Raw genomic sequence first — 14,461 nt, 5'->3', positions numbered from 1 at the left:
CAATTTTCAATCAGGAGAAACACTCATGAGCATTACTCGTTACGGCACCGGCAGCACCGCCGCTGGCGGCACGCCTCGTCCTTTCGCCCGTGCAGTCGAAGCCGATGGCTGGCTGCACGTTTCCGGCCAGGTGCCTGCGAAGGATGGCGAGATCATTGTGGGTGGCATCGTCGAGCAGACCCACCAGACCATGAAGAACCTGATCGCGATTCTCCAAGAGGCGGGTTATGGCCTGGAGGATGTGGTGCGTGCCGGGGTATGGCTGGAGGATCCGCGGGATTTCACCAGTTTCAACAAGGTCTTCTCCGAATACTTCAAACCCGAGCACGCCCCGGCGCGGGCCTGTGTGCAGGCGAACATGATGGTCGACTGCAAGGTCGAGATCGACTGTATTGCATACAAGAAAAAGGCCTGAACCGAGTCGCGCCAATCGCGGGCAAGCCCGCTCCCACAGGAATTGATGGTGTGTTTGCAATCTGTGGCAGCACACAGAACCTGTGGGAGCTGGCTTGCCAGCGAAGGCGACCTTACGGCCAGCATGGCACTCTGGTTAAACTCCCGGCACTTTGAATGGGAACCACTGAAATGACCGAAGACACCATCAAGCGCCGGGCACGCGGTCTGGACCGGGCGTTCGATATCCTGGATTTTCTCAAGGAGATCGGCCAGCCCCTGCGCCCGAACGACATCGCCAACGGCATCGGCAGCCCCAAATCCACGGTCTACGAACTGGTGGCCTCGTTGCTGGAACGACGGATCCTGGAGCCGGTGGGCAAGGACGGTCATGTCTACCTCGGTCGTCAGTTGTACTTTCTCGGCCAGGCGCATTTGCGCCATTTCGACCTCACCCGCGAGGCCGATCACGCCCTGCAGGAAATCGTCAGCCAGACCCATGAAACGGCGCAGATGTGCCTGCTCAACGGGCGCAAATACACGGTTGCGCTGATGAAGGAGGGGGAGCGGCATTTCCGTATTTCCTCGGACATCGGCGAAAACGCGCCCATCCCCTGGACCGCATCCGGGCGCCTGTTGCTGGCACACCTGAGCGACCAGGAAATCGTCGACCTGATCGACCACAATGACTTCATCCTGCCCGACGGCGAGCGTTTGCCGCTTGAACAGTTCCTCAAGGAAATCCGTCAGGCCGGTATCGATGGTTTCTTCTCATTCGATAGCGTCGCCGACACCTTTACCCATTGCTTCGCCGCACCGGTCAAAGACCCCGGCGGCGTGGCCATCGCGACCCTGTGCATCGTCGCCCCACGGGCCGATGCCAGGAACAACTACAACGACTATCGCCGGGTGCTGATCGAGAGCGCCAACAGCCTGGCCCGTCGCATCAACGAATAACAGCGGCTGCCTGCGGCCGCGTGTACGAGGAGTTCGACCATGTCTTCTGCCCCCAATACTGCCAACGTGGATAAAGGCGCAGCCCCGATCGGTGCCAGCCTGGTGCGCGACGTCAGCCTGCCCGCGCTGGTGCTGCACCGCGAGGCGCTGGAGCACAACATCCGCTGGATGCAGGCGTTCGTCAGTGACAGCGGCGCAGAGCTGGCGCCCCATGGCAAGACCAGCATGACCCCGGCCTTGTTCCGTCGCCAGCTGGACGCCGGTGCCTGGGGCATCACCCTGGCCAGTGCCACACAAACCCGTGCGGCCTACGCCCATGGCGTGCGTCGTGTGCTGATGGCCAACCAGTTGGTCGGCACGCCGAACATGGCGCTGATCGCCGACCTGCTGGCCGATCCGACGTTCGACTTTTATTGCATGGTCGACCACCCGGACAACGTTGCCGACCTTGGCGCCTATTTCGCCTCCCGCGGCGTGCGCCTCAACGTCATGATCGAATACGGCGTGGTCGGTGGTCGATGCGGTTGTCGCAGTGAGCGGGAGGTGCTCGACCTGGCCAAGGCCATCGCCGCACAACCGGCCCTGGCCCTGACTGGGATCGAAGGCTACGAAGGGGTGATCCATGGCGATCACGCCGTGACCGGTATTCGCGATTTCGCCGCGTCACTGGTGCGTCTGGCAGTGCAGTTGCAAGACAGTGGCGCGTTTGCCATTGCCAAGCCGATCATCACCGCGTCGGGTTCGGCCTGGTACGACCTGATTGCCGAGTCCTTCGAAGCGCAGAACGCTGGTGGACGTTTCCTCAGCGTGTTGCGTCCCGGCAGTTATGTGGCTCACGACCATGGCATCTACAAGGAAGCGCAGTGCTGCGTGCTCGACCGTCGCAGCGACCTGCACGAAGGCCTGCGTCCAGCGCTTGAAGTGTGGGCGCACGTGCAGTCCTTGCCGGAGCCAGGGTTTGCGGTGATTGCCCTGGGGAAACGCGACGTGGCCTACGATGCCGGTCTGCCTGTGCCGTTGCTGCGTTACAAGGCAGGTGTGGTGCCGGCCAGCGGCGAAGATGTAAGTGCCTGCAAAGTCACCGCGGTGATGGACCAGCATGCGTTCATGACCGTGGCGCCGGGGGTTGACCTGCGGGTGGGCGACATCATCTCGTTCGGCACTTCGCACCCGTGCCTGACGTTCGACAAGTGGCGCATCGGCTGTCTGGTGGACGAGCAACTGAACGTCATCGAGACCATGGAAACCTGTTTCTAAGACTGAAACCGCGGCGCGGCTTTCGCGAGCAAGCCCGCTCCCACAGGGTTTTGTGTACACCGAAGATCCAATGTGGGAGCGGGCTTGCTCGCGAAGAGGCCCTACCAGACAAAAGAGAAATCCGCGTATGAACACCATCAACACCCTCGGCCCCGACACCCCACGCATCGCCCTGATCGGCGAGTGCATGATCGAGTTGCAGCATCGCGCCGACGGCAGCCTGCAACAGAGCTTTGGTGGCGACACCTTGAACACGGCGGTGTACCTGTCCCGGGAACTGGGGGCGAGCGGCACCGTGGACTATGTCACCGCCCTGGGCGATGACAGTTTCAGCGACGCGATGTGCCGCAGTTGGGCGGCGGAAAACATCGGGCTCGGCATGGTCCAGCGCCTGCCCGGACGTCTGCCGGGTTTGTATTGCATCCAGACTGACGCGGCGGGCGAGCGGCGCTTTCTGTACTGGCGCAATGAAGCGGCGGTTCGCGATTGCTTCACGACGCCGGCCGCCGAGCCGATCCTGGCGGCGCTGCCGGATTACGACGTGCTGTATTTCAGCGGTATCACCCTGGCGGTACTCGGCGAACAAGGCCGGGAAAATTTGCTGCAAACCCTGATCGAAGCCCGTCAGCGCGACGCGCGAATCGTGTTCGACAACAACTACCGGCCACGGCTGTGGGCCTCGGTCGAAGACGCCCGGGCGGCGTATCGCCAGGTGCTGGCGCATGTCGACCTGGCGTTGCTGACCGTGGAGGATGAACAGGCCTTGTTCGGTTATGCCGATTGTGACGCGGTGTTTGCCGCGTATGAGCAGATCGGGACGCCGGAGGTGGTGCTCAAGCGCGGTGCACAAGCGTGCCTGATTCGTTGTGCGGGCGAGTCGTTCGAAGTGCCGGCGCAGAAGGTCGAGCGGGTGGTGGACACCACGGCGGCGGGGGATTCGTTCAGTGCGGCGTATCTGGCCTCGCGGCTCAAGGGGGGTAGCCCCGGGGAAGCCGCCGAGGCCGGGCACCGGTTGGCGAGCCGGGTGATTCAGGTGCCGGGGGCGTTGATTCCGAAGTAAGCGTTGAATGGCCGCTGGCTGCGCCGCCGGATCGCTGGCTTGCCAGCGATAGGGCCCTCAAGCCAAATGCATCAATCCCGGTAGAACACCTGCACCAGGTGATACCCGAACTTGCTCTTGATCGGCCCATGGACCACCCGCAGCGGTTTCTTGAAGATCACCGCGTCGATCACGCCGACCATCTGCCCCGGCCGTACTTCGCCCAGGTCACCGCCGCGCTTGCCCGATGGGCAGGTCGAATACTTCTTGGCCAGCACATCAAACGCTTCACCCTTGGCGATGCGTTGTTTGAGCTGCTCGGCTTCTTCCGAGGTTTTTACCAGAATATGGCGGGCTTGAGCTTTCATGTGGCGGTTACCTTGCAACGGTGGTGGCTATGTACGAGCCAGCGGGGCGCGCGATTATGCCTCAACTCAGTCCGGTTGGCCGATCATCGTGCGAATCTTGTTGGCCAGCAGTTCGATGGAAAACGGTTTGCTCACCATGTCCATGCCTTCCTCGAGGAAACCCTGGCGCTCGGCGGCGATCTCCGCGTAACCGGTCATGAACAGCACTTTCAGTCCGGGACGATGCTGGCGGGCGATTTCTGCCAGTTGTCGGCCGTTCATGCCCGGCAACCCCACGTCGGTCACCAGCAAGTCCACCCGCAGGTCTGACTCCAGCACCGGCAGGGCACCCCTGGCATCTTCGGCTTCATGGGCGTGATAACCAAGTTCATTGAGCAGGTCCAGCACCAGCATGCGCACCGCCGCATCGTCCTCGACCAGCATCACGGTTTCGCCGGCAATCGCCGCCGGTGCCTCGCCGACGACCGCTGACAGGACCTTTTCCGGCTCGGTCGAGTACAGGCGCGGCAAGTACAAGCGCACGCTGGTGCCCCGGCCGGGCAGGCTGAACAGACTGACGTGGCCCCCCGATTGCTGGGCGAAACCGTAAATCATCGACAAGCCCAAACCGGTGCCCTGGCCGATCGGCTTGGTGGTGAAGAACGGGTCGAATGCCTTGGCCAGCACCGAGGGCGTCATGCCGGTGCCGTTGTCGCTGACGGCAATCATCACGTAGTCGCCGGCCTTGACCGGTTCCAGGGTCGTGATGTCATTGCCGTCGAGGTACAGGTTGGCTGTTTCGATCTGCAACTCGCCGCCTTCGGGCATGGCGTCCCGGGCGTTGATCACCAGGTTGAGCAAGGCGTTTTCCAGCTGGCTGACATCGGTGTTGACCCGCCAGAGGTTTTCGGCCAGTTGCAGTTTGAGTTCGATGTGGTCGCCCTTGGTGCGACTGAACAGGTCTGCGAGCGAATGAATCAACTCGTTGGGGTCCAGCGGCTTGCGGTTGAGCGACTGACGGCGGGAGAACGCCAGCAAGCGATGGGTGAGGGCGGCTGCACGGTTGGCCGAGGACACGGCCGCCTCGGTGAAACGGCCGATCTCGTTGGCACGCCCGTCGGCGATGTAGCGTTGCATCAGGTCGAGGCTGCCAATGATGCCGGTGAGCATGTTGTTGAAGTCATGGGCGATGCCGCCGGTCAGCTGGCCGACCGCTTCCATTTTCTGCGCATGGCGCAAGGCATCTTCGGCACGCTCGCGCTCGAACATCTCGTTTTGCAAGCGCTCGTTGGCCTCGGCCAGTTGCCGGGTGCGGGCGGCAACCCGTTCCTCAAGGGTTTCGTTGAGGTTGCGCAGGGCTTCCTCGGTCTTCTTGCGTTCGGTTTCGTCGATCACGAAGATGTAGAAACCGTTCACCGCGCCGTCCGCACCGTGGCGTGGCAGGTAATTCATCAGGGCCTGGCGGATGCTGCCGTCGCGATGTGGCGTGCTGATGCTGAAGCTGCAGGGACGGCCGGACAGCGCCTCGGTGATGTACGGCGCGCGCAGCGCATAGGCTTCTTCGCCGAGCACTTCGAGAATGGTTCGCCCGTAAAGTTCTTGGGGCGTCAGCCCGTACCAGTCGAGGTACGCCGAATTGTTCAGGCGAAAGCGTTCTTCACGGTCGACGTAGCTGATCAGGATCGGCATGGCGTTGATGATCAACTGCAGCTCGGTCTGGCTTTGGCGCAGGGCCTGCTCGGTGTGCTTGCGTTCGGTCAGGTCCAGGGCGGCGCCAAGGAAGCGAATCGGCCGGCCGTGGTGATCCTTGTAGCAGCGGCCGCGGGCAAACACCCAGCGCAGCTGGCCGTCGGTTTGCAGCAGGCGATATTCCTCGGCGTATTCGCTGCCATGGGTGATGCAATGCTTGATGCTGCGGGCGATCAGGGCGCGGTCTTGCGGGTGCACACCGTGCAGGTACTCACTGATCGGCAACTGGTTGGCCATGGCCGGATCGATGCCGTGCAACTGGGCAAAATGCGCATCGGCGATGAAACGGTCCTCGCTGATGTCCCAGTCCCAGGTGCCGACCGCGTCGGTGGCGGCGAGGGCCAGTTGCAGGCGCTCCTCGGTTTCGCGCTGGGCCTTGAGGCTGGCCGCCGAGCGCTGTTCGAGTTCGAGGGCGATGCGCCGGCGTTCGTTGGTTTCGATGGCGGTGACCAGGATCCCGGCCACCTCGGCGCTTTCGTCACGGATCGGGCTGTAGGTCAGGTCGAGCCAGAAGTCGGACTCGCGGCCCTCGCGTTGCAGGGTAAAGCGCTGCTCGCTGTAGGTTCGCACCTGACCCTGCAGGACGGCGCGGTATATCGGGTCGGTAAAGTCTTTCAGCTCCGGCCAGATCAGGTGTGCCGGTTGGCCGAAAGCGTGCGGATGTTTGCTGCCGGCGAGCAGGGCGAAGCCGTCGTTGTAGATCTGCGTCAGTTGCGGGCCCCAAAGCAGCAGCATCGGCATCGGTGAGTGAATGACGATGTCCACGGCGGTTCGCAGGCTCTGTGGCCAGCTGCTGGCAGCGCCCAGCGGAGTGTTTGCCCAGTCGAGCCGGGCGATCAGGGCCTGGGCATCACTGCCGGTCGGTATCGCGTTCATCAAGGAGTCCTGCGCCTGAGTCGCTTTATCTGGCATCCATTCTTGCACAGGTTATTGTAGGAGCGAGCTCGCTCGCGATGGTCGTCAACGATAACGCTGGTTGGCAGGTGCCCCGCGGCGCTCTCGGGTTTATCGCGAGCAAGCTCGCTCCTACAGGGAACCCCATTTCAATCCAGCAATTCAGGCCTGTTCCGGTACTGCTCCAGCGCTTCGGGATTGGCCAGCGCATCGGTGTTCTTCACCTTCTGCCCATGCACCACATTGCGCACCGCCAGCTCAACGACCTTGCCACTGATGGTCCGGGGAATGTCGGTGACCGCGACAATTTTCGCCGGCACATGACGCGGCGTGGTGTTGGCGCGAATCGTCTGGCGGATCTGCTGTTGCAGCGCCTCGTCCAGCTTCAGCCCTTCGCGCAGCTGTACGAACAGCACCACCCGCACGTCATCCTGCCATTGCTGACCGATGGCCACGCTGTCGAGCACCTGCGGGATTTTTTCCACCTGACGATAGATTTCCGCCGTGCCGATGCGCACGCCGCCGGGGTTGAGCACGGCATCCGAGCGGCCGTGGATCAGCATCGCGCCATGGGGCAGTTGTTCGGCGTAGTCACCCTGGGCCCAGACGCCGGGGAACAGGCTGAAATAGGATTGGCGCAGCTTTTCGCCATCGGCATCGTTCCACAAGCCGATGGGCATCGCCGGAAAGTGGCGGGTGCACACCAGTTCGCCTTTTTCGCCGATCACCGGCTGGCCGGCGTCGTTCCACACTTCGACGGCCATGCCCAGGCTCTTGCCCATGATTTCGCCACGCCTGACCGGCGACACAGGGTTGCCGTTGACGAAGCACGAGACGATGTCGGTGCCACCGGACATCGAGGCCAGGCACACGTCAGCCTTGAAGTCGCGATAGACGAAGTCATAACTTTGCGGTGACAGCGCCGAGCCGGTGCAAAGCAAGGTCTTGAGGCTGCCCAGGTCATGACTTTCACGCGGCTTGATGCCGCTGCTTTCCAGGGTTGCGAGAAATTTCGGGCTGGTGCCGAAGACACTGATGGACTCGTCGTCGATCAGGTCGATCAAGCGTTGCGGGTCAGGCTGGAACGGTGAGCCGTCATACAGCACCACCGAGCTGCCGACGGCCAAGGCCGACACCAGCCAGTTCCACATCATCCAGCCACAGGTGGTGTAGTAGAACAGACGTTCGCCGGGGCCGAGATCGCAGTGCAGGCCGTGCTCCTTGACGTGTTGCAGGAGCACGCCGCCGGTGCTGTGGATGATGCATTTCGGCACGCCGGTGGTGCCGCTGGAGTAGAGGATGTACAGCGGATGGGCGAAGGGCACCGGGACGAAATCCGGTTCGCCGCCGGGCTCGTAGAAATCGTCCCACAGGGTCACGTTGGCCGGGGTGCGGAAGTGTTCGATCCGCGTATGCGGCCGCCCATACGGCAGGATGATCAGCTGCTGCAACGACGGCAGGCGCTCGAGGATTTCGTTGACCTTGGCGGTCTGTTCGATCTCCTTGCCGGCATAGCGATAACCGGCGCAGGTCAGCAGCACCTTCGGTTCGATCTGGCCGAAACGGTCAACGACCCCTTGCGTGCCGAAGTCCGGTGAAGAACAGGACCAGACAGCGCCGAGGCTGGTGGTGGCGAGCATGGCCACCAGGGTTTGCCAGGTGTTGGGCATGCAGGCGGCGACCCGGTCACCCACACCGACGCCAGCGGCGATCAGGCCGTTCTGAAAACCGGCGACCTGTTCTGCCAGCTCGGCCCAGGTCAGGTGTTCGCGTTGACCGTTTTCGCCGATGGCCACCACGGCCACCGCGTCGTCGCGACGCATCAGCAAGTGTTCGGCGAAATTCAGGGTCGCGCCGGGGAACCACTGGGCGCTGGGCATCTCAGGACCTTCGAGCAGCACGGTGTCGGGTTGTTCATGAAAGCGAATGTCGAAGAAATCGACGATCGCCTGCCAGAAGTCGGGACGTTGCTCGATGGACCATTGGTGCAGGGCAGGGTAGTCGTCAATCTTGAGGTGATACCGCTGATTGACGAAGCGCCGGAAAGCCTCCATGCGCGTCTTGCCAATGCGTTTGGCGTCGGGTTGCCAGAGGATGTCGGACATGGTTTGCCTCTTCTTATGTCTGTAGATCCATTCGCGAGCAAGCCCGCTCCCACATGGAAATGCGATCCCCTGTGGGAGCGGGCTTGCTCGCGAAGAACGATAACGCGGTCCATCGGCCAGTTACTGCGCCAGCCACCCACCATCCACATTCCACGCCGCGCCACGCACCTGGCTGCCGGCATCGCTGCACAGAAACAGCACCAGTTCACCCAGTTGCGGCGGCGTCACGAACTCCAGCGATGGCTGCTTCTCGGCGAGCAAATCATGTTGCGCCTGCTGCGGATCGATGCCACTGGCGGCACGATCATCGATCTGCTTTTGCACCAGTGGCGTCAGTACCCAGCCCGGGCAGATCGCGTTGCAGGTGACCTGGGTGGTCGCGGTTTCCAGCGCGACCACTTTGGTCAGGCCGATCACCCCATGCTTGGCCGCGACATAGGCTGACTTGCCTGCCGAGCCGACCAGGCCATGCACCGAGGCGATGTTGATCACCCGGCCCCAACCCTTGGCGCGCATGCCCGGCAGACTCAAGCGGGTACTGTGGAACACCGACGACAGGTTGATGGCGATGATCGAATCCCAGCGCTCCACCGGAAACTCATCCACCGCTGCCACGTGTTGAATGCCAGCGTTATTGACCAGAATGTCGACACCGCCGAACTCGCGCTCGGCGTAGGCGATCATGTCGGCAATTTGCGCCGGATCGCTGACATCGGCCGGGTGATGGCCGACCTTGCCGCCGAACTGTTGCACCTGGGCGATCACGCTGGAGGCATCGCCGAAGCCGTTGAGGATCAGGTTGGCCCCGGCCTTGGCCAGGCTGAGGGCGATCCCCAGGCCGATGCCGCTGGTGGAGCCGGTGACCAGTGCGGTCTTGCCCGAAAGAGTCGTCATGAATACCTCACACAATGCCAGTGGCGTAGAAGGTGCCGATCACCACGAAAACCGCCAGGGTCTTGATCAGCGTAATACAGAAAATGTCTTTATAAGCCTCGCGGTGGGTCAGCCCGGTGACGGCCAACAGGGTAATCACCGCGCCGTTGTGCGGAAGGGTGTCCATGCCGCCGCTGGCCATCGCGGCGACTCGATGCAGCACTTCCAGCGGAATGTTCGCCGCATGGGCGGCGCTGATGAATTGCTCGGACATTGCCGCCAGTGCGATGCTCATGCCGCCCGAGGCAGAACCGGTGATGCCGGCCAGCAGGGTCACGGTAATCGCTTCGTTGACCAGCGGGTTGGGAATGCTCTTGAGCCAGTCGGCCAACACCAGAAAACCGGGCAGGGACGCGATCACGGCACCGAAACCATATTCCGAGGCGGTGTTCATGGCTGCCAGCAGCGCACCGCTGACCGCACTTTTGCTGCCTTCGGCGAGTTTGCGGCTGATCGCCTTGTAGCCGAACGCCAGCACCATGAGGATGCCCACCAACAGCGCGGCCTGGACCGCCCAGATCGCCGTGAGCTTGGCGATGTCCGTGGTCACCGGCGCGGCCATGCCCGGCAGCGCCAGGTTGTGGGTCTTGCCATACCACTGGGGAATCCACTGGGTGAACAGCAGGTTCATGATGCCCACCGCCAACAGCGGAGACAGGGCGACCCAGGGATTGGGCAGCTTGATGTCGGCGGCGGTTTCCGGCTCGTTGCGCAGGTCCGACCCATAGCCCTCACCGGTACGCTGGGCCTTGTTGCGCTGGCGCTGGAGAAACAGCATGCCGGCACAGAACACGAAGATCGTGCCGATCACGCCCAGCCACGGTGCTGCCCAGGCCGTGGTGTTGAAGAAGGTGCTGGGGATGATGTTCTGGATCTGCGGCGTGCCGGGCAGGGCGTCCATGGTGAACGAAAAGGCGCCCAGGGCAATGGTCGCCGGGATCAGCCGCTTGGGGATGTTGCTCTGGCGGAACATTTCCGCGGCAAACGGATAGACCGCGAACACCACTACAAACAGCGATACGCCGCCATAGGTCAGCAGGGCGCAGACCAGCACGATCACCAGCATCGCCTGGCGAGTGCCGAGCAGGCGAATCGCGGCCGCGACGATGGAGCGCGAGAAACCGGACAGTTCGATCAACTTGCCGAATACCGCGCCGAGCAGGAACACCGGGAAATACAGTTTGATGAAACCGACCATTTTTTCCATGAACACCCCGGTGAAAGCGGGGGCGACGGCAGATGGGTCAGTCAGCAGGACAGCGCCGAGGGCGGCAATCGGGGCAAAAAGGATAACGCTGTAGCCACGGTAGGCAGCCAGCATCAGCAGCGCGAGGGCTGCCAAGGCAATGATCACACTCATGGTGTGTCTCCTGGTTTGTTATTTTTGTAGGATGAAACTTGACAGGAGAGGCGTATAGCGAGTTTTGTGCCAGATGTTTAAGTTCTTGAAATATAAGGATATATTTTGTTTTTATGAGTTGAATTCGAGTTGATTGTCTCTAAGTGGAGACTTTTAGCGATTGTGAGGGCCTCTTCGCGAGCAGGCTCGCTCCCACAGTTGAACCAGTGGGATAGTAGAGCGAGGTCTCCTGTGGGAGCGAGCCTGCTCGCGAAGGTCTGTCTAACAATGGAGATGTATGTCTCTTTAATGAGACTCGACAATCCCCAACGCCACCATTTTCTTGTACAACGTCGACCGCCCAAGCCCCAACCGCGCCGCCGCATCAGGCACCTTGCCCGCGCATTGCGCGAGGGTCGTTTCGATCAGTTGCCGGTCAAACCGCTCCCGTGCCGCACTGAACGTCTCGTGGGCTATCGGTTCGATGGTCAAGGGCGCCACGCGCTCCACCGGGGTGAACGTACCAATCGCCGCGCGGATGTCCGCCACCGTCAGGCGCAAGTCATCACTGAGCAAGGCGGCGCGTTCCAGCACATTGCGCAGTTCGCGGATGTTCCCCGGCCAGGCGTGTTGCCCCAACAGTTCCAGGGCTTCGTGGTGCAGTTCATGCTGGCTGCGCAGTTCCTCGAGAATCGCCTCGCTGAGCGCCGGCACGTCATCGAGTCGATCGCGCAGGGGCGGAACCTGGATCGGCAACACGTTGAGCCGGTAATACAGATCGGCGCGGAATTCGCCGCGCTTGATGGCCGCTTCGAGGTCCGTGGAGGTCGCGGCGATCACCCGCACATCGCTCTGGATCACTTCGTTGGAGCCCACAGGCTCGAATTCCTTTTCCTGCAACACCCGCAGCAGTTTGCTTTGCAGGGGCAGCGGCATGTCGCCGATTTCGTCGAGGAACAAGGTGCCGCCCTGGGCGATCTGCAGTTTGCCGGCACGACCCTTGCGGTCGGCACCGGTAAACGCGCCGGGGGCGGTGCCGAAGAATTCGGCTTCCAGCAACGATTCAGGAATCGCTGCACTGTTGACGCTCACGAACGCCTTGTGCGCCCGGGGCGAGGCATTGTGGATGGCCTGGGCCAGCAACTCCTTGCCGGTACCGGTCTCGCCGAGCAGCAGCACCGGCGATTCGGTACTCGCACTGCGCCGGGCACGGCGTTTGACTTCCAGGCTGGCGGCACTGGTGCCGATGAAGTGGGCGAAGTTGTATTTGGTCTGTCGCGCCCGCAGCAGAGAGCGGGTGGAAGCCAGTTCTTCCTGCATGCTCATGTAGCGCTTGAGCATCGGCGACAGGCTGCGCAACTCGTCGAACAGGGCGAAGCCGATGGCGCCGATCACCACGCCGGCATCGTCGTGAATCGGCAGGCGCATGACCACCAGCGGCTCTTTGGGGGTGTCTTGCATGTCCAGCAAAATAGGCCGGCCGGTACGCACCACCTCACGCAACAGGCTGCCGGGGATCACGCTTTCGCAGGGTTTGCCAATTGCCACTTGCGCCGATTGCAGGCCGAAGCGCCGGGCATAGCGCTCGTTCATCCAGACAATGTTGGCGTCGCGGTCGACAATCACCGTGCCTTCGCTGGATTGCTCGATGATCTCGAACAGCGAGCGGATAGCCAGCAAGCGAACGCGCTGGTAGTCCTTGAGGCTTTCGGTGGTGTTCATGGGGCTGATCCTGATTGTGTTTTGCTTGTGCCGGCCTCTTCGCGAGCAAGCCCGCTCCCACATGGGATCTGTGAACGACACCGGTTAACTGTGGGAGCGGGCTTGCTCGCGAAGGTCGCAACGCGGTTTAACGGCAAGATTATGCCTGCCCCAACAACGCCGCCGCCAACAGCTCCTTGGTGTACGGGTGCTGCGGTGAGGCAAACACCTCATGGCTGGCGCCGCGCTCCACGACTTTGCCGTCCTTGATCACGATCATGTCGTGGGCCAGGGCGCGCACCACCGCCAGGTCATGGCTGATGAACAGATAGGTCAACCCGTGTTTTTCCTGAAGCTGGCGGAGCAGGGCGACCACCTGCTTCTGCACCGTGCGGTCCAGCGCCGAGGTCGGTTCGTCGAGCAGGATCAGTGCCGGCTTGAGCACCAATGCCCGGGCGATGGCGATGCGCTGGCGCTGTCCTCCGGAGAACTCGTGGGGATAGCGATGGCGGCTTTGCGGGTCCAGGCCGACTTCGCTCAGTGCCCGGATCACTTCGGCGTTGCACTCTTCAGTGCTCAACTGGCTGTGCACTTCCAGGCCCTCGCTGATGATCTGCGCGACCGACATGCGCGGGCTGAGGCTGCCGAAGGGGTCCTGGAACACCACCTGCATTTTCTTGCGCCACGGTCGCAGCTGCTTTTGCGTCAGGCCATCCAGCGCCTGGCCCTGGAACCGGATGCTGCCTTCGGAGTCGAGCAAACGCAGGATCGCCTGGCCAAGGGTGGACTTGCCGGAGCCGGACTCGCCGACGATGCCCAAGGTCTTGCCGCGCTGGATGTTCAGGCTGATGCCATCGACGGCGCGCAGCCAGGCCTTGCGTTGAAACAGACCACCACTGACCGGAAACCGTACCTGCAGGTTGTCCACCTCCAGCACGTTTTCGCGCGTGTCCCGGGGCAGGGCTTCGCCCTCGGGTTCGGCGTGCAGCAATACGCAGCTGTAAGGGTGCTTGGGTTCGGTGAACAGGATCTCGCAAGGCGCCTGCTCGACGATTTCCCCGGCCCTCATCACGCACACGCGCTGGGCGATGCTGCGCACCAGGTTAAGGTCATGGCTGATCAGCAGCAGCGACATGCCCAGTCGTTGTTGCAGGGATTTGAGCAGCAACAGGATCTTGCGCTGCACCGTCACATCCAGCGCGGTGGTCGGTTCGTCGGCGATCAGCAGTTCCGGTTCGCACGCCAGGGCCATGGCGATCATCACCCGCTGGCGCTGGCCGCCGGACAATTGATGGGGATAGGCCTTGAGACGCTCCTCGGGTTTCTGGATGCCCACCAGGTGCAGCAATTCGAGGATCCGCGCTTGCGCCGCTTTACCCGCCAGGCCTTTGTGCACCAGCAAGGTTTCACCGATCTGCTTTTCGATGCTGTGCAGCGGGTTGAGGGAGGTCATCGGCTCCTGGAAGATCATCGCGATGCGATTGCCGCGCAGTTGTCGCAACTTGCCGGTATCGGCGCCCACCAGTTCCTGGCCGCGATAGCGAATACTGCCGGTTGTCTCGGAATCGGTTTGCGGCAGCAACTGGAGGATCGAGTGGGCCGTCACTGACTTGCCCGACCCCGACTCGCCCACCAGCGCCAGGCATTCGCCGGGGCGGATGTCCAGGCACAGATTGCGCACCACGGTCTGGCCGCTGAAGGCCACGCTGAGGTCACGGATTTCAATCAGGTTGGTCATATCAACATC

11 protein-coding genes are annotated in these 14,461 nt (G+C 62.3%); 4 read left to right on the top strand and 7 right to left on the bottom strand.

Annotated elements, in window-relative coordinates:
• The first annotated feature begins 25 nt into the window (after positions 1 to 25).
• From ACLD1X_RS21320 to ACLD1X_RS21305, 4 genes are all read left to right on the top strand, one after another.
• Positions 26 to 415, top strand: coding sequence for a RidA family protein (locus ACLD1X_RS21320; RefSeq protein WP_429371004.1), 390 nt, complete (start codon positions 26 to 28; stop codon positions 413 to 415).
• A 170-nt stretch (positions 416 to 585) separates the two neighbouring features.
• Positions 586 to 1,350, top strand: coding sequence for an IclR family transcriptional regulator (locus ACLD1X_RS21315; protein ID WP_429371001.1), 765 nt, complete (start codon positions 586 to 588; stop codon positions 1,348 to 1,350).
• A gap of 39 nt (positions 1,351 to 1,389) precedes the next feature.
• On the top strand, positions 1,390 to 2,607 hold the full coding sequence (locus ACLD1X_RS21310) for an amino acid deaminase (RefSeq protein WP_429370999.1): 1,218 nt from the start codon (positions 1,390 to 1,392) through the stop codon (positions 2,605 to 2,607).
• Between the two features lie 127 nt (positions 2,608 to 2,734).
• Positions 2,735 to 3,667 (top strand): sugar kinase, encoded by a 933-nt coding sequence (locus tag ACLD1X_RS21305; RefSeq protein WP_429370997.1) that lies wholly within the window; start codon positions 2,735 to 2,737, stop codon positions 3,665 to 3,667.
• A 71-nt stretch (positions 3,668 to 3,738) separates the two neighbouring features.
• On the opposite strand, the gene ACLD1X_RS21300 is transcribed toward ACLD1X_RS21305, so the two are convergent.
• The 7 genes from ACLD1X_RS21300 to ACLD1X_RS21270 form a co-directional block, all read right to left on the bottom strand.
• Complete coding sequence (locus ACLD1X_RS21300; protein ID WP_007898282.1) at positions 3,739 to 4,014, bottom strand: peptidylprolyl isomerase; 276 nt, start codon at positions 4,012 to 4,014, stop codon at positions 3,739 to 3,741.
• Positions 4,015 to 4,080: 66 nt separating this feature from the next.
• Positions 4,081 to 6,618 (bottom strand): PAS domain S-box protein, encoded by a 2,538-nt coding sequence (locus tag ACLD1X_RS21295; protein WP_429370994.1) that lies wholly within the window; start codon positions 6,616 to 6,618, stop codon positions 4,081 to 4,083.
• Positions 6,619 to 6,785: 167 nt separating this feature from the next.
• Positions 6,786 to 8,741 (bottom strand): acetoacetate--CoA ligase, encoded by a 1,956-nt coding sequence (locus ACLD1X_RS21290; protein ID WP_429370992.1) that lies wholly within the window; start codon positions 8,739 to 8,741, stop codon positions 6,786 to 6,788.
• 120 nt (positions 8,742 to 8,861) lie between these two features.
• Positions 8,862 to 9,635: a 3-hydroxybutyrate dehydrogenase gene (locus ACLD1X_RS21285; protein WP_429370990.1), complete on the bottom strand. Its 774-nt coding sequence runs from the start codon at positions 9,633 to 9,635 to the stop codon at positions 8,862 to 8,864.
• A gap of 7 nt (positions 9,636 to 9,642) precedes the next feature.
• A complete protein-coding gene (locus tag ACLD1X_RS21280) occupies positions 9,643 to 11,034 on the bottom strand; it encodes a GntP family permease (RefSeq protein ID WP_429370988.1) in 1,392 nt (463 codons plus the stop codon).
• A gap of 285 nt (positions 11,035 to 11,319) precedes the next feature.
• Complete coding sequence (locus tag ACLD1X_RS21275) at positions 11,320 to 12,735, bottom strand: sigma-54 interaction domain-containing protein (RefSeq protein WP_429370986.1); 1,416 nt, start codon at positions 12,733 to 12,735, stop codon at positions 11,320 to 11,322.
• A gap of 139 nt (positions 12,736 to 12,874) precedes the next feature.
• On the bottom strand, positions 12,875 to 14,452 hold the full coding sequence (locus ACLD1X_RS21270) for an ABC transporter ATP-binding protein (protein ID WP_429370984.1): 1,578 nt from the start codon (positions 14,450 to 14,452) through the stop codon (positions 12,875 to 12,877).
• Between the last annotated feature and the right edge of the window lie 9 nt (positions 14,453 to 14,461).

This window comes from Pseudomonas sp. 18173, from assembly GCF_050432945.1.
Lineage (GTDB): Bacteria > Pseudomonadota > Gammaproteobacteria > Pseudomonadales > Pseudomonadaceae > Aquipseudomonas.
This window is presented reverse-complemented; position numbering and strand designations above follow the sequence as displayed.